Source organism: Chryseobacterium sp. 6424, assembly GCF_003692615.1.
GTDB lineage: Bacteria > Bacteroidota > Bacteroidia > Flavobacteriales > Weeksellaceae > Kaistella.
This window is the reverse complement of the sequence record NZ_CP023540.1, coordinates 119,191-134,376: the sequence shown is the minus strand read 5'-3', so window position 1 is coordinate 134,376 and position 15,186 is coordinate 119,191. Positions and strand designations below refer to the sequence as shown.

Below are 15,186 nucleotides of genomic sequence, written 5' to 3'. Positions count from 1 at the left end.
AAAAGTACGTCATGATCCCTCAAAACGTAAAAGATATTTTATCGAACTCAGAAAATAATGGTCTTTACCAGACATTGGCGCTGTTATTGTTTCTGATTTGCTTTCTGGGGATTGCGTTTTATGTTTTTTCACGACCGAAAAAATATTACGATGAAGAAGCTAATGCGCCTTTGGATGACGATATTGAAGATAAAAACTCTTAATTTCTAATTAATTTCCACAATGAAACAGAGAACCCCGGTTTATATAACCATCCTGATTATAGTAGCAATCCTAATGGTACTTTGCTACATGTTCATCCAGAACTCAACCTTCCTATTATCTCCATATTTCTGGGGAACAGTGATCATCGCTTCCATCATCGCCATGATACAGAACGCGATTGGTGATTTGGTAGAAAACACAAAATTCAAAACCCTGAGCGACGAGGAAAAACAAGCGTATCTGGAAGCTAAAAAAGTCCCTTACTTTAAAGCACTATATAATGATGCCTTTAAAAAACAGTCGGCTACGGAAGAAAAAGATATTCTTATCGACCACGGTTTCGATGGCATCATGGAGCTTGACAATCAGCTACCGAAGTGGTGGTTAGGCCTTTTCTGGTTTGGTGTAGCCTATTGTGTGGTATATTTAGTCTCTTATTCATTCAGTGATTTTGCGAATCCTATTGTGGAATATGATGAAGAGTACAAAGCACAGACCGCAAATATCGCTGAATATTTAAAAAACACACCGCCACCAACAATCGAAAACGCTGTATATTCGCCAGATAATATAGCGGCTGGTGAAGAGGTCTTCAAAACAAACTGTGTATCTTGTCACGGTGATGGTGGTAAAGGTGGTATCGGTCCCAACCTTACCGATAATGCATGGATTAACCAACCTGAAAAAACATTGTTTAAAAACGTATTCCATATGGTGGAGAACGGTAGCCAGAACAACCCTACAATGCAGGCTTTCGGTAAAAACAACGTTCTTTCTGGGTTTGATATACAAAATGTAGCAGCTTATGTTTATCATATTAACCAGGAACAGCCGCCAGTTACGCCAGCAAATGGCGGTGCGGCTCCGCAGGGGAACCCTGTGGTTTGGGAAAAATAATTTTAGCCAGTAAATATAATTATGAACATAATGCGCTATTGTAAAAAATAGTGTATTATGTTTTTGTTTTTAAAATGAGTTAGAATATGTCGTTAGATGAAAATTTCAGAGGTGGACAAGGGCAAGTAATCGAAGCAGAAACCTTTCGCGATTCTGTAGGTACCATGGACCAATCTGGTAAAAGGAAGTGGGTATATCCCCGCAAGCCAAAAGGCCGCTATACCAACTATAGGACTGTAGTTGCCTGGTTATTGCTCGCAATATTCTTCGTTTTACCCTTTATTAAAATCAATGGAAACCCTTTTCTGCTAATTAATTTAGTTGACAGGCAATTCTTCATCGCGGGACAACCTTTTTACCTGCAAGACTTTTTTATTTTAGCGTTAGGGGCCATTACGTCCATCGTATTCATCATTCTATTCACGGTAGTTTTTGGCCGTATTTTCTGTGGATGGATTTGCCCACAGACCATCTTTCTTGAAATGATCTTCAGAAAGATCGATTATCTTATCGAAGGAGACCGGAATAAACAGATGAAACTTGACCGACAAGAATGGAACGCTGAAAAGATCTGGAAGCGCTCCTTGAAGTGGTTTATCTTCATCATCATATCATTGATCATCACCCACTGGATGTTTATGTACATCATCGGTTATCAGGGTGTTTTTGATATGGTGAAAGAAGGTCCGCTGAATAACTTCACGAGTTTTCTGGTGATGATCATCTTCACAGCGGCATTCTATTTTACGTTTGCATGGTTCCGCGAGCAGGTGTGTACACTTGTTTGTCCTTATGGCAGACTTCAGGGCGTACTGATCGACAAACAGACCATCAATGTATATTACGATTTCAAGCGTGGGGAAAACCGCTCGAAATGGCGCAAAGGTGAAGATCGCCGCGCTGCCGGAAAAGGCGATTGCATCGACTGTAACCAATGTGTTGTTGTTTGCCCAACAGGTATCGACATCCGTGATGGCCAACAATTGGAGTGTGTGAACTGTACCGCCTGTATCGACGCGTGTGATGAGGTAATGGTAAAAGTTGGTCTCCCCACTGGTCTTATCCGCTATGCGACAGAAGATGAGATAGAGAAAGAGGATACGTTCCGCTTTACCGGCAGAATGAAGGCATACTCTGTGGTGCTTCTGTTATTGGTAGGCTTCCTGGGCTTCCTGTTAAGTAGCCGCGGCGCGATGGAAGCAAAATTCATAAAACCAGCCGGTAGTACTTTCTTCGTGAGAGATGGTGAGATAAATAACACTTATAATTACACCTTCTTAAACAAATCCAATGAGGATCAGTTGGTGACCATTAAAGTGATTTCCCCGGCGCACGGACAAATTACCTTAAGCGGGACCAATAAAATCCTACTGAAGAAAGACCAGATGACGAAAGGTACGGTGAATATCAGTTTCCCGGAAAATGAAATCAAACTTTCAAAACAAAATGTAACAATTGGCGTTTATAACCAAAAAGGTGAACTGTTGGATTCTTTCGATACATACTTCGAAGGCCCCTTCAAATTACAATTCTAATAAATATGCTTAAAAATTTTAGCTGGGGACACGGTATCGTTTTGGCTCTCGGCTCCTTTATCGCATTCATCCTGTTTTTGATATTCGTATTCTCTAACGGTATGAAAAATTCTGAACTAATATCAGACAATTATTATCAAGAAGAACTAGTCTATCAGGAAACCATTGATGCAAAAAACAATGCGGAAAATCTGCCGGAAAAACCTTCTTATGAACAGAACAAAGCGGGGATTACCATTACATTCCCTCAAAACATCAAGCCAGAAACCACTCAGGTAGAATTTAACCTGTTCCGTACAGATGACTCTAACCTTGATGTTAAAAAAGAAGTAAACCTGAACGGAAACGGGCAATTTACCATACCTTCAAAAGTAATTATGGCCGGCTCTTACACGCTGAAATTAAAATGGCAGAAAGACAATAAACCTTATCAGGTGGATTACGACGTTCTATGGAAATAGCATTGGTTTTTTCTGCGCTTGCCTTAGGATTTGCTTCCGGCTTCCACTGTATCGGCATGTGTGGCCCTATCGCACTTTCTATGGGCCTTACGAAAAAACAGGCCGCAAATTATTACCTGCAAAACCTTACCTATCAGTTCGGCAGGATTTTCACTTATGCATTTTTGGGTGCCATACTTGGCATCATTGGTGAAGGCTTCCAGATGGCGGGCTTCCAGCAGTATCTTACTGTTTTTGTAGGCATCACCCTCATACTCATGGCTGTATTTTCGTTTGGTGGAAAAGATTTTGCCTCAAAAATCCCTTTCTTCTCAAAATTCTTGCTGAAAATTAAAATGAATTTAGGCAAACTGCTACAAAAAGCAGATTACCGATCGCGCTTTACCACCGGGATCCTCAATGGTTTCCTACCGTGCGGTATGGTATATATGGCACTTACCGCGAGTTTAGCCGCTGGCGGCATCTGGCAAAGCGCCACATTCATGGGATTATTTGGATTGGGCACGCTTCCATTCATGTTTTTCATCGTGTTGCTCGGAAATCTGATGACAACCGCTTTCAGAATTAAAATTTTAAAATTTGTCCCTGCCATGATGCTGATTCTGGGTGGGTTATTTGTTGTACGCGGTTTGGAAATTGGTATCCCTTACCTTTCACCAAAGAAAGAAGTCTTGCAGGTCAACCACCATGATACCCACGAACACCATCACGGTAACCACGAGAATTGCCATTAAGCATTTTCCCTCCATTTGATAGTCTAACGACTTAGGTATAACTTTTGAATTAAAATGCAAAAATCGCCTATGTCAACACTAAAAATTTGGGCTTGCGGTCTTGGGATTTTTGCGCTACAAGCATGTTCCGTAAATACCGAAACCTCTTATTATAAAGATGCCTCGACTAGCATGGAATCTAATATTCTGATGGACCAGAGCGCCCTCGGCATGCTGAATATGTTGAATAACAAAAACCAAGCGATACCACAAGCTAAAACTTTGGGCAATCTTACTACACAATGGAAAAGCCTCTACGATTTACAGAAAGATGGGAAGATTACTTTGCACCAGGATTCTGTAAAAGTGCTGAAGAAAATGTTCCTGAAACTAAATAAGGAGAAAGGCCAGGTGTACGGACTCTCCATGAAATACGACAGGCTACTGCCCGGCGAAATTGCCACCTTGCTGTCACAGAACAAACAACTGAAGAACTTACAGATACAAAACATCGCTACCTGGAACGGAAAAACATTAACGATTGATACGGAGAAATTCAATGCAACCGAATTCCTGACCGAAATGGCTAAAAAAAGTCCTGAAAATAATACGGCACCGAAAACAAAAAGCGATTCCGCAGAAGCATATGGGCGGCAAATGGCACAGGGAATGCTGGGCATGATGAAGATGTTCAACATGAATTTCACCAATACGATAAAATTTCAGCAACCTATTGCTACCATCACAGGCAAACACGATTTCGTGAAACAGATTGATGATAAAACACTGCAAATTAACGTACGAACTCAGGATTTGCTTAACGAAGGTAAAAGCCTTACCCATAAAGACAAATTCATTACAGTGACAACTAAATAATACGCTTTAGCGTTGTTAGGGCTTAAAGCCCTAACAACGCTGTCATCACCTCTCTAAAAAGAATTAAAAAGCCCGTCTTCGCGATTTGTAAGACGGGCTTATTCATATTTTTCTAATTAATCAATCACATCAAAACGCGTATATTCCGCGATTTTTGCTGGAATTTTTATACCGTCTCCTGTTTGATTATTTTCAAGCAGTGCGGCCATAATTCTTGGTAAAGCCATGGCAGAACCGTTCAGCGTGTGTACCAACTGCGTTTTGCCTTCTCCTTTGAATCTGCATTTCAATCGGTTCGCCTGGAAGGTCTCAAAATTAGACACCGAAGAAACCTCAAGCCATTTTTCTTGTGCAGCGCTCCAAACTTCAAAGTCATAAGTCATGGATGAAGTGAAACCCATATCACCACCGCAAAGTCTTAAGATCCGAAACGGTAACTCAAGATCTTCCAGAATTGATTTGACATGCGCCACCATTTCTTCAAGCGCTTCATAGGAGTTCTCAGGCTTTTCAAGCCTTACGATTTCTACCTTTTCAAACTGATGAAGGCGGTTCAGGCCTCGTACATGGGCGCCGTAACTACCAGCTTCCCTGCGGTAACACTGTGAAAAAGCCGTGTTTTTAATCGGCAGTTCCTTCTCATCCAGCAATACATCGCGGTAAAGATTGGTCACTGGGACTTCGGCTGTCGGGATTAGGTAAAGATTATCTTCATTCACAAAATACATCTGCCCTTCCTTATCCGGAAGCTGGCCAGTACCGTAGCCAGAGGCTTCATTTACTACATGAGGCGGATTGACTTCTATATACCCGGCTTCTGTATTCTTATCGAGGAAATACTGCACCAAAGCCCTCTGCAGGCGAGCGCCTTTCCCGAAGTATACAGGGAAACCAGCACCGGCAATCTTTACACCGAGCTCAAAATCTATAAGGTTGTATTTTTTGGCAAGTTCCCAGTGCGGTGCCGCACCTTCACCAAGACCTTCAACATCATGGGATTGATAAACGATTTCATTATCTTCAGCAGAAGTGCCCGCCACAACTTGCTTATAAGGGATATTGGGGATTTGATAAAGGATTTCGAGCAGTCGCGCCTCTGCTTCTTTCAGTTTTTGCTGCAGTTCCTGTGAGTTTTGCTTAAATTCGGCTGTTTGGGTTTTGGCGTTTTCTGCCTCCTGTTTTTTTCCTTCTTTCATCAGAATACCAATCTCTTTGGATATTCTGTTCATTTCAGAAAGGTTACGGTCCAATTCAAATTGATATTTTTTTCTTTGGTCATCCGCTTCAATGGCGTCATCTACCAATTGTAGCTGCTTAAAATTCCTTTTATTTAAACCTTCTAAAACACGTTCGCGTTCTTCGCGCAGAAAATTAACCTGTAGCATGTATTTATTATTAAAGTAATATTGAGGTCTTAGAGTCCCAATGTTTACAAATTTACAATTTTGAGTAGGGACTGACTATTTTTTTATTTTAATGATGTTGGGCTGGCCGGCATTTTTAGTGAAAACATCCGCATTATTATACCAAACCTTCGAAATCTGAAAAAGTTCGGGCGTCCAGGAATATCGTATCGTCATGGTATCATTTACCGCGAAGGATGTAGAATCATTGATTTTGCGGTCGAATGTCAGCGCAATTTTAGATTCATAAGTTTTAGTTGTCCCTGCGGAATCGATGCCTATCCGCCGCGCACCAGCAATATATACCAAATAATTGAGCGTATCAGAATCTTTTTTAAGTAGGAAACTTACGGGTGCGGTATCGGTGATGCCATATACATCATTCAGGCGTATATTCCGGTAAGTGCCGGTGATATTGCTGTTCAGCATGTCTCGGCCCGCAGAATCGATATAAAGACGCAAGACCTGATCAATCTGTTGTACCTCCTGCTCATCATTTCTACAAGATGATGCGAGGAAAAGCACGAAAAATAAAAGAAAAAGCCCGTTTTTCATAATTACAAAGATAGAATTTCTGCCGCAATTATTTAGCTTGCCTTAATTTGCTGTACAATTTTCGTACTTCGGTTTTTGTAAGCAAAAAATCCCTAACTGAAAACGGTGTACGCTGATAAAAATAATAAAAAAGCAAGCCTGAAGAAAATAAATAAGAAAGCGAAGTGACAGTGCAGGCACCATAGATGCCCCATTTCGGTACCGCATATAATGATAGCGCGACGGTACAAACAAAGCCTACAACCGACTTCATATTCAAAATCCCAAGTTTATTGATACCCGCAAAATAGTGCCCTATGATGTTACTTACAGCCATGGCCAAAATCCCCGGAGATAATAATAAAACGATGATCCGCGTCTGCGAGAAATCTTTACCAAAAATGAACTCATAGACGAATCCCGGCACTGCTACTAAAAACAGTAAGAAAACGGAGCTAATCAAGAAACTGATCTTGAGTGAAATCTTGGTTTTTTCAATGGCGTGGTCATGGGCGGTACTGCTTACCAAATCGGAATATAAAATCACAGATAAACTTCTGCTGATGGCCAAGACCGCCTCCGAAACCGCGACACCCACCGCAAAGATGCCCACACTGGCAATACCACGGAAAAACTCTAAAAAATAAAAAGACAAACGGTTATTCAGGAATTGTAGAAACGCACTGATCTGTATTTTCCATCCGTAATTAAACATCTTTTGAAACAAACGCCAGCTAAATAAGGCACTTCTGTCCCCGAATGTTTTAATAAGCCTCAGGAAACTCAGGATAAAAAGAACGGCATAACATAAGAAGAGCGTCATGAAATATACATCTACTGACTTCATGCGCAGTCCGTACACCACAAATAGGATTAAGATGATGTGTACAGCCTGCTGGCCACTCAGGTAGATATTATAGTTCTTGATATCATTTCTACCAACGAACAGATTAATATTCGCAGAAAGCAGAGAAAACATAACCGAAAGCGCGACCAAATATCCCAGATACTCCACCGGATGGGCGAGACTGATCAACAAAGGGGCTACAAAACCAATAACCAAAGACCAAAGATAAGCTGCGGAAACTATTTGTATCTCATCAAACTTCGAGGCGTAATAAGATACGCTGCTGCCGGAAAGTATATTATTCAGAAATGTGACGATCGCCAGGTCCGCAATCAGTAGCGAAATCATGCCTTTACCTTCCATGCCCCAAAGATTTGTTGTAAGAATTAGCAACCCGAAATTAAGGCCTAAGATTAAAAAACGTGTGAGAAAAGTCTGTAAAATCACCTTCATTTCACGGCAATGCGTTTTTAATGAATTTTACAAATCCATCACTGATTGATTCCCAATTATACTTTTCCTGGAAAAGCCGCCGCGCATTATTCGCATGTTCGGCATACAATGCAGGATCATCAAGATAAGCTGCAACCTTACGTGCAATCAACCATGCATCTTCCGGCGGAACCAAATAACCGAACTGCTCCACATCTAGGTGCTGCCTTATGGCTTTAAGATTCGTATAAATGACCGGCTTGCCCGATGCCGCATAATAGAAGAGCTTAATCGGCAGACAATGGTCGTTCTCTATATTTTTCTCTCTAAGGTCAAAACAGATATCGGCTTCGGCATAAGAATCGGCAAATGTTGAGAACGAGACTGGTTTTTGAATTTTAACATGATCAAACTGATAACCCGTAAGAAGTTGATTGAAATATTCTGTCTCCTTCTCATCTCTTGTACCACCAATCAACAGGAGCGACAACTGAAGTTCTGGTTTCTCCTTCTGTAAACAATCCGCGGCTTTCAGGAAATTACCAATACCTTTCTCTTTAGAAAAAACGCCTGTATAACAAAGCTTTAACTGATTAGTATTCAATTCCTTAACTGCCGGTCTTACATATTCCTGTGAAGGATAGTAAGGAAGAATGATATGTGACTTAAAGAAGAAAAATGATGACAACGGAAACATTTTCGTCTGCTCACCAAATATAAAATGGCTGCTCAGGAATCCTGCGTAAAGCTGAATATTTAAAAATTTGAAGAATTGAAAAACCTTTAAAAAAGACCGGTACGGAGCCAGCATCCGCTTGGAAGGATACCATTCAGTCACATCATATATCAGCTTGATGTGATGTTGTTTACAATATTTCGCTACCGAAATAACGGCTAAAGGTTCGGAAGCGATAACAAGATCTGGTACGAAAGCCGCACAGATCCTTTGAAAAACGCTTTTCTTAACATGCGGCGACTGGTGCAGAATATCATAAGACTCGATTAAAATACCATCCGATTCACCCTGAAACTCTGATGAAAGGCTACATATTTTCACTGTAAACCCATGGGCAGCCAATTCTTTTGCCTGATGAAAAAAAATCCTGTCATCTTGGTAAGTGTGCGCGGTGGTAAGAAATAGAATTTTCTGCATCCTGTACAAAAATAGCAATAAAAAGCCCTTTTAAAGCTTCATACTTTAAAAGGGCTGTTATTTCTTCGGTAAGTTTCTTTATTCTGCGTATATCCCAGCCCAACTGCGGTTCAGTGGAAGCAGGAAATCGCTTAAAAAGGCAATATAGGTATTCTTTGAAAAATCAAAAACCTCAATGTTTTTTGGGATTTTACCTGATTTCAAACCTTTTTTGAAATCTTGTAGTTTCATCGTCTTCACTTCTCCGTTCTCTACGAAACTGGCTTTCATACGGTCAAAAAGGCCAAGGCTAAACTCTTGCTCAATCTCGCGCATGATGGCGCCTAAAGCATCAATGGAACATCCTGAAGCTACCTCTTTCTCTTCATCTACACATACGACAATGAACTGGTTCTTCTCTATCTTGAAACTTGAGGAAAGTGGCTTGCCATGCGCAGCCCAAGTGGAAAGGAAGTCGTACAATTTCTCGGTGATCACTTTACTTTCTTTAGCTGTAAAAGGTCGCGATGCCGGGTAGATGATGACGCGATAATCGTTTGTTTCAACTATATTAGATTCTTCTATTTTCATTCTTTTTCTTTCTTAATTCCATTATTCCTAAAATTACCAGTAATATGTTACTGCTGATAGCCCAGTAGTTTATTTTATCAATTAGGAAGTCTGCCGACCAAATATTCATAATCAATAGAAAGAGACCTGCAATGATTATAAAATGGTATTTGTTCATTACAAATCTTCGGCTTCTGCTAATAGTTCCGCTATATCTTTAACGGCAACTTCTGTATTTTTATTGAAATGTTTTACACCGTCGGTCATCATGGTCATACAGAATGGGCAACCGGTCGCAATAACGTTCGGATTTTCCGTCAGGGCTTCTTCGGTACGTTCCACATTGATGTCTTTATGCCCTTTTTCCGGTTCTTTAAACATTTGCGCGCCGCCAGCACCACAGCACAGTCCGTTGGTCTTACAGCGTTTCATCTCGACAAGTTCGGCATCCAGTTTTTCGAGAAGCATTCTTGGGGCTTCATATTCGCCGTTACCGCGACCAAGATAACAAGGGTCGTGGAAGGTAATTTTTTTCCCTTTGAAGCTACCGCCTTCTACCTTCAGGCGACCTTCTTCCATCAATTGCTTCAGGAACTGTGTGTGATGAATCACTTCATAATGTCCGCCCAGATTGGGATATTCATTCTTGATGGTATTAAAACAGTGCGGGCAGGCCGTCACTATTTTTTTCACTTCGTAAGCGTTGAGGATTTCGATGTTGGTTAACGCCATCATCTGGAACACGAACTCGTTCCCGGCGCGTTTTGCAGGATCACCGGTGCAGGATTCTTCTGGACCTAAAACAGCGAATTCCACATTGATCTTACTAAGAATTTTGCAAAAAGCGCGTGTAATCTTTTTGGCACGGTCATCAAAGCTACCAGCGCAGCCTACCCAGAACAGTACTTCCGGAGATTTACCTTCGGCAGCATACTCTGCCATTGTTTTTATCGTGAAATCCATGGTATAAATTTGCTAGTTTAAGAAAATGGGGTGAAAGCATTGTTAGTTTTCATGGACCCAATTCATTCTATCAGCCTGGTTATACTGCCAAGGCGCAGCGTTGTTTTCAACATTTGCCATCATCGCGTTCAGTTCCTGTGGTGCGGCAGATTGTTCCATCACCAGATACCGGCGAACCTCCATTATGATGGATAAAGGATCAATAAGTACCGGGCAGGCTTCTACACAGGCATTACAAGTAGTACAAGCCCAAATTTCTTCTCTCTGTATATGATCGTCGATGAGTTTCTTTCCGTCATCAACAAATTTCCCGTTCTTGTTGATGTTTTTCCCTACCTCTTCAATACGGTCACGGGTATCCATCATAATTTTACGTGGCGAAAGTTTCTTTCCGGTGATATTAGCTGGGCAAACCGCTGTACAACGTCCACATTCGGTGCAGGAATAAGCGTTAAGCAACTGCACCTGGTTTAAATCAAATATATCATCTGCACCAAATTTTTCGGGTGTAGCGTTCGGATCGGCTTCGGGTTGCGCGGCATAAGGATCAGCGTTGGGATCCATCATCAATTTGATTTCATTGGTGACGGAGGCCAAATTATTAAACTTACCTTTTTTCTCTAAATTGGCAAACCAAGTATTAGGGAACGCAAAAATGATATGAAGATGTTTTGAATAATACAGATAATTCATGAAGAACAGAATGCCGAGGAAGTGAAACCACCATGCCCCACGCTCCAGCAAGACTAAAGTTGTCTCACCGAATCCTTGAAAGATTGGTCCCAGCACAACGGATGAAACGGGGAAGTTACCATGCGCGCCCAAGTGACCGGTTTGCTGCAAAGCCCAATCTGCTGCATTCATGGTGAAGAAAGCCATCATCAAGGCAAATTCAATGATAAGAATCCAATTGGCATCTTGTTTTGGCCAACCGAAAAGTTCTTTCATCGTAAGTCTCTTCACGCCAAAGAAATTCCGGCGGATAAAGAAGATAATCACGGAAACCAATACCAGCAGCGCCAACACCTCTAACGTAGCTGTAAATGCCGCGTAAAAGGAGTCCCCAAATATGCCAGTGAGAAAACGGTGTGTACCGAAAACACCATCTACAATAATCTCAATAAGTTCAAGATTGATGATAATAAACCCCACATATACAATGATATGTAAAATACCCGCTATGGGGCGTTTCGTCATTTTACTTTGGCCCAGCGCCACTTTTGCCATGGTAGCCCATCTTTCGGATGGATTGTCGTTGCGATCGATTTTGCGGCCCAGTTGTATATTTCGGTAAATCTCTTTCAGACTTTTAAAAAATAATCCGAAGCCTGCGATTAGGGCGATAAAGAAAACAATATTGTCAATATATTGCATACTGAGAGGTTTTTAGTCTTTTGTACTGCTGTTTTTACCGAATACCGAGAAGTTTAGGTATCTCTTCGGGTTTGCCTTCAGGTCTAAGATTAAATTATTAAGATTGGCTGAAGACTCATTCAAGTTCCGGTAAAGTTCTTCATCTTTGGCAAGTTTACCAAGAGATCCTTCCCCATTTTGTATGCCGGAAATAACACCGTTCAGTTTGTCGGCCGTTACACTAAGTCGGTCAATGGTATTGTTTAATTTCTGCACATCTACCTGCTCGGCAACGCGACCATATTTGTCAATAGCGGTTCTGGCACTGATGGTGGCCAAATTTGCGTTATCAAGCATGGCCTGGATACGCGGATCGTTATTTGCAAGTAAGGCATTGGTCTGGCGCGATGTCCCCTCGAAAGAAGCTACGGTACGGTTAAGATTGATCAGCAGCGCGCGGATTTCCGCCTTATTGTCATCATTCAGCAATTGGTTGGCATTGTTAGTAAGGGAGTCTACCCTTTTCAATACAATCTGTAGTTGATCTTTTACCGGACCTACCTGAGACGAAATGTTGTTCATCATCGAAAGTTTAAACGCGCCGTTCAAGGTATCGCCATCTTTCGCGGTATCGCCGCCATACGCTAAATTCACCCGCATTTGTTTCCCCGACATCAGGCCGGGTTCAAAAATCTCAAGTGTGGATTTCCTTGAAAACTTAAAGTTATCATCCACCGTTACCTTCACTACAAAATGTATGCGCCCGTCTTTCTGGGTAATGGGTACAATCTCATCGACCTGACCAACTTTTAATCCATTAATCGAGACGGGATTGGAAGCCTCCAGACCTTCTACATTATCAAACTTTGCATAAAAAATATTATCGGTTGTAAAAAGGCTTTTGCCCTTCATGAACTGAAAAAGGATTACAAACCCTATTATCGCCAAAACAGCGATTAAACCTGCTTTTATTTCTTTGGTGAACTTCACTTTTGCGTAATTTTTAGGAAACAAATATAATACATTTTAAACAAACTCAAATTTCGGACCTCTCTTGATAAAAATGAAAAAAAGCGACTCTGGGAGCCGCTTTTCTGTAGTAAACTTATAGCTTTTATTGTTGAGCTGCCTGGTTATACAACTCGATTCTGTAGTCTTTAATTTTTGCATTTGCCTGAAGGCTCTTCAGCAGCGCCTGCCCAAACTGTTGTGAATTTTGGCTGGCGATGGCTTCTGTCACTTGCTTGATATCGCCTGGTTGTTTGTTCACCGTCTCAGAGTTTTTCACGAGAACGTAAACACCAGTCATACCTTCTACCGGCATGGAGAGTTTGCCTTTTGCTACACCAAAAGCGGCACCAGCCACGCGTGGTTCCATCGCTCCGGCTACCTGTGGGCTCAGCATATTCACTTGTCCAGCAAGTTTGGAAGTCCCAAACTGTTTTGCAATCTGGTCAAGGCTTGTCGCTTTGCTTGCATTTATTTTATCAGAGATGATCTTAGCGAGTTTCTTGTTTCTGACAATTGGCTCAATTTGGTCTCTTACCGCTTCAGGATCTGCAGTTCCGGCATCCTGGATGCCATTTAGGTAAGCTATAACTCGGTCACCAGTACCATCTACAGTAAATATTTCCGTATCGCCTTTTTCGCGCTTCTTGTTGAATGCCCAAGCGATGATTTCCTGATCCTTATCGGTACCCAAACCTGGCAATTGCCCTTGGAAACGACCGATTTCTTTTGGATTCAAGAATTGGTAGTTGGCCTTTTTAGCCAAGTTAGAGAAATCGTTAAATGACTTGCCCTGCACCTGCTGAATGAATCTTGTGGCTTTGGTATAAACTTCATTCTCTGTTTTGTCAGATGGTTTGATGGCTTTTACCAAATTAGCCACTTTATACGTCATCGCACCAGATTTTTTGTCTTCGATATTGATGATGTGATAACCGAACTGTGTTTCCACCACCCCTGTCGCGCCTTTACCATTATTGGCAAGGAAGCTCAGGAATTCAGGAACGAAAGGCGTGGCAGGAGTCGTCCAACCCACGCTTCCACCCTGTGCTGCGGAGCCGGGATCTGAGGAGTATTTCAAAAACTCGGTGAATTTAGCAGGATTTGCTTTTACAACTGCCCCGATAGAATCTGCAAGTTTTTTAGCTTCCTCCTTACTTCTGGTTTCATTGGCGCCGGCTTGGTTTCCTTTGTAAGTAATAAGGATATGGCGGGAAAGTGTAGAATCGGATGGTTTTTTATCTAATAATTTAGAAACTACGTAGAAATTCTGCTCTTTGTATGGACCGAAGGTTGTACCTACCGCGGCACTTGCCACTTTATCTTTGATGGTAGCCGGTAACTGGTCTGCTGAAAAATACTGCGGATTGAATGGCATATCACTGTGGAGAGCTATAAACATCGAGTCATTGGTCGTATTCAGGAAGTTCTCTTTACCCTCACTCACATCAGTACCTTGGTTGAAAAGCTTGTTGATTTCTGCCTGAGTCGCTGCTTCATCCTGTGGACTGGCTGCTGCCGGGAAATATACAAGACCTAGGTTTCTGCTCGCATCACGTTTGAAAAGGATGGGGTGCTTTTTAATATAATCTGCCAGATCCTGTGTAGTTACTTTTACAGGATTTTTCTGTGCGAAGTTATTATAATCTATTTTCACAAAGTCGATATTGGCTACCTGGTCGCGCTGGCGCATCATTTCCTCAGCTTCTTTCTTGCTTGCGGTAATCCCTGTGGAGACGTTGGCAAATACCTGGCGCGCCATCATTCGGTACTCAATCGCTCTACGCGCACGCAGCCAGTTGTTGTACATTTCTACGTTGCCGCTGCTTTGCAAATCGGCAATCTGTTTTTTTATTTCCTGAACCTTGAAGTTCCCTTTGGCATCAAAGTTCTCTTGGTTTTGGGCAAACATAGGATCAAACTGCAGCTGATTCCAGAACATATCTTCGGTTAAAGTAAGTCCCATTTTCTCAAACTGCTGCTTAATTAATTTCGACTGTACCAGCATCTGCCAGGCCTGCTCTTCGAGACCGGTATCGGGCTGCCCTTGTTGTTGGGCCTGCTGTTGAAGGATAAAGAGCTGATCATCATACTCTTCCTTAGTAATTTCCTCCCCGTTCACTTCGCCATATACACCGGGTTTTGCGCCGAATAGCTTCTCAATACTATCCGGATTTACCACGAAAGCCAACATTGCCAACGCAATAATACCCATCAAGAGCCAAGGTCTGCTTCTAATCTCTCCTAAAATTGCCATC

15 protein-coding genes are annotated in these 15,186 nt (G+C 41.8%); 6 read left to right on the top strand and 9 right to left on the bottom strand.

The window, feature by feature from the left end; translation table 11 throughout:
- Positions 1–11 precede the first annotated feature (11 nt).
- The 6 genes from CO230_RS00670 to CO230_RS00645 all read left to right on the top strand — a co-directional run bounded on the left by CO230_RS00670 (position 12) and on the right by CO230_RS00645 (position 4,686).
- Complete coding sequence (locus CO230_RS00670; protein ID WP_122026852.1) at positions 12–203, top strand: cbb3-type cytochrome oxidase subunit 3; 192 nt, start codon at positions 12–14, stop codon at positions 201–203.
- Between the two features lie 19 nt (positions 204–222).
- Entirely contained in the window at positions 223–1,101 is an 879-nt protein-coding gene (locus tag CO230_RS00665) for a c-type cytochrome (protein ID WP_122026851.1), read from the top strand.
- Between the two features lie 86 nt (positions 1,102–1,187).
- The gene (ccoG, locus tag CO230_RS00660) at positions 1,188–2,636 is read left to right on the top strand and encodes a cytochrome c oxidase accessory protein CcoG (RefSeq protein ID WP_122026850.1); all 1,449 of its coding nucleotides are present in this window, start codon (positions 1,188–1,190) and stop codon (positions 2,634–2,636) included.
- Positions 2,637–2,641: 5 nt separating this feature from the next.
- Entirely contained in the window at positions 2,642–3,097 is a 456-nt protein-coding gene (locus CO230_RS00655; RefSeq protein ID WP_122026849.1) for a FixH family protein, read from the top strand.
- Positions 3,088–3,831, top strand: coding sequence for a sulfite exporter TauE/SafE family protein (locus CO230_RS00650; RefSeq protein ID WP_122026848.1), 744 nt, complete (start codon positions 3,088–3,090; stop codon positions 3,829–3,831). The genes CO230_RS00655 and CO230_RS00650 overlap by 10 nt, the downstream gene beginning before the upstream one ends.
- Before the next feature lie 69 nt (positions 3,832–3,900).
- Entirely contained in the window at positions 3,901–4,686 is a 786-nt protein-coding gene (locus CO230_RS00645; RefSeq protein ID WP_122026847.1) for a hypothetical protein, read from the top strand.
- 116 nt (positions 4,687–4,802) lie between these two features.
- On the opposite strand, the gene serS is transcribed toward CO230_RS00645, so the two are convergent.
- The 9 genes from serS to CO230_RS00600 form a co-directional block, all read right to left on the bottom strand.
- Positions 4,803–6,071 carry a serine--tRNA ligase gene (gene serS, locus CO230_RS00640; RefSeq protein WP_122026846.1) on the bottom strand — a complete coding sequence of 423 codons (1,269 nt, stop codon included), beginning with the start codon at positions 6,069–6,071 and terminating at the stop codon, positions 4,803–4,805.
- 75 nt (positions 6,072–6,146) lie between these two features.
- Positions 6,147–6,644, bottom strand: coding sequence for a hypothetical protein (locus tag CO230_RS00635; protein ID WP_122026845.1), 498 nt, complete (start codon positions 6,642–6,644; stop codon positions 6,147–6,149).
- A 28-nt stretch (positions 6,645–6,672) separates the two neighbouring features.
- The gene (locus tag CO230_RS00630) at positions 6,673–7,923 is read right to left on the bottom strand and encodes a lipopolysaccharide biosynthesis protein (protein ID WP_122026844.1); all 1,251 of its coding nucleotides are present in this window, start codon (positions 7,921–7,923) and stop codon (positions 6,673–6,675) included.
- 1 nt (position 7,924) lies between these two features.
- On the bottom strand, positions 7,925–9,055 hold the full coding sequence (locus CO230_RS00625) for a glycosyltransferase (RefSeq protein WP_122026843.1): 1,131 nt from the start codon (positions 9,053–9,055) through the stop codon (positions 7,925–7,927).
- 78 nt (positions 9,056–9,133) lie between these two features.
- Complete coding sequence (locus CO230_RS00620; RefSeq protein WP_122026842.1) at positions 9,134–9,625, bottom strand: hypothetical protein; 492 nt, start codon at positions 9,623–9,625, stop codon at positions 9,134–9,136.
- 156 nt (positions 9,626–9,781) lie between these two features.
- Positions 9,782–10,567: a (Fe-S)-binding protein gene (locus CO230_RS00615; protein ID WP_122026841.1), complete on the bottom strand. Its 786-nt coding sequence runs from the start codon at positions 10,565–10,567 to the stop codon at positions 9,782–9,784.
- Between the two features lie 42 nt (positions 10,568–10,609).
- Positions 10,610–11,941: a 4Fe-4S dicluster domain-containing protein gene (locus CO230_RS00610; protein WP_122026840.1), complete on the bottom strand. Its 1,332-nt coding sequence runs from the start codon at positions 11,939–11,941 to the stop codon at positions 10,610–10,612.
- A 12-nt stretch (positions 11,942–11,953) separates the two neighbouring features.
- Complete coding sequence (locus tag CO230_RS00605; protein ID WP_122028830.1) at positions 11,954–12,910, bottom strand: MlaD family protein; 957 nt, start codon at positions 12,908–12,910, stop codon at positions 11,954–11,956.
- Positions 12,911–13,034: 124 nt separating this feature from the next.
- Positions 13,035–15,185 carry a peptidylprolyl isomerase gene (locus tag CO230_RS00600; RefSeq protein ID WP_122026839.1) on the bottom strand — a complete coding sequence of 717 codons (2,151 nt, stop codon included), beginning with the start codon at positions 15,183–15,185 and terminating at the stop codon, positions 13,035–13,037.
- Position 15,186 lies beyond the last annotated feature (1 nt).

What these genes read in the sequence shown, in the direction of transcription:
- CO230_RS00655 (WP_122026849.1), top strand. Translation starts at nt 2,642, where the DNA reads ATGCTTAAAAATTTTAGCTGGGGACACGGTATCGTTTTGGCTCTCGGC.
- CO230_RS00630 (WP_122026844.1), bottom strand. Translation starts at nt 7,923, where the DNA reads ATGAAGGTGATTTTACAGACTTTTCTCACACGTTTTTTAATCTTAGGC.
- CO230_RS00620 (WP_122026842.1), bottom strand. Translation starts at nt 9,625, where the DNA reads ATGAAAATAGAAGAATCTAATATAGTTGAAACAAACGATTATCGCGTC.
- CO230_RS00650 (WP_122026848.1), top strand. Translation starts at nt 3,088, where the DNA reads ATGGAAATAGCATTGGTTTTTTCTGCGCTTGCCTTAGGATTTGCTTCC.
- CO230_RS00635 (WP_122026845.1), bottom strand. Translation starts at nt 6,644, where the DNA reads ATGAAAAACGGGCTTTTTCTTTTATTTTTCGTGCTTTTCCTCGCATCA.
- CO230_RS00625 (WP_122026843.1), bottom strand. Translation starts at nt 9,055, where the DNA reads ATGCAGAAAATTCTATTTCTTACCACCGCGCACACTTACCAAGATGAC.
- CO230_RS00600 (WP_122026839.1), bottom strand. Translation starts at nt 15,185, where the DNA reads ATGGCAATTTTAGGAGAGATTAGAAGCAGACCTTGGCTCTTGATGGGT.
- CO230_RS00610 (WP_122026840.1), bottom strand. Translation starts at nt 11,941, where the DNA reads ATGCAATATATTGACAATATTGTTTTCTTTATCGCCCTAATCGCAGGC.
- ccoG (WP_122026850.1), top strand. Translation starts at nt 1,188, where the DNA reads ATGTCGTTAGATGAAAATTTCAGAGGTGGACAAGGGCAAGTAATCGAA.
- CO230_RS00615 (WP_122026841.1), bottom strand. Translation starts at nt 10,567, where the DNA reads ATGGATTTCACGATAAAAACAATGGCAGAGTATGCTGCCGAAGGTAAA.
- CO230_RS00645 (WP_122026847.1), top strand. Translation starts at nt 3,901, where the DNA reads ATGTCAACACTAAAAATTTGGGCTTGCGGTCTTGGGATTTTTGCGCTA.
- CO230_RS00670 (WP_122026852.1), top strand. Translation starts at nt 12, where the DNA reads ATGATCCCTCAAAACGTAAAAGATATTTTATCGAACTCAGAAAATAAT.
- CO230_RS00665 (WP_122026851.1), top strand. Translation starts at nt 223, where the DNA reads ATGAAACAGAGAACCCCGGTTTATATAACCATCCTGATTATAGTAGCA.
- serS (WP_122026846.1), bottom strand. Translation starts at nt 6,071, where the DNA reads ATGCTACAGGTTAATTTTCTGCGCGAAGAACGCGAACGTGTTTTAGAA.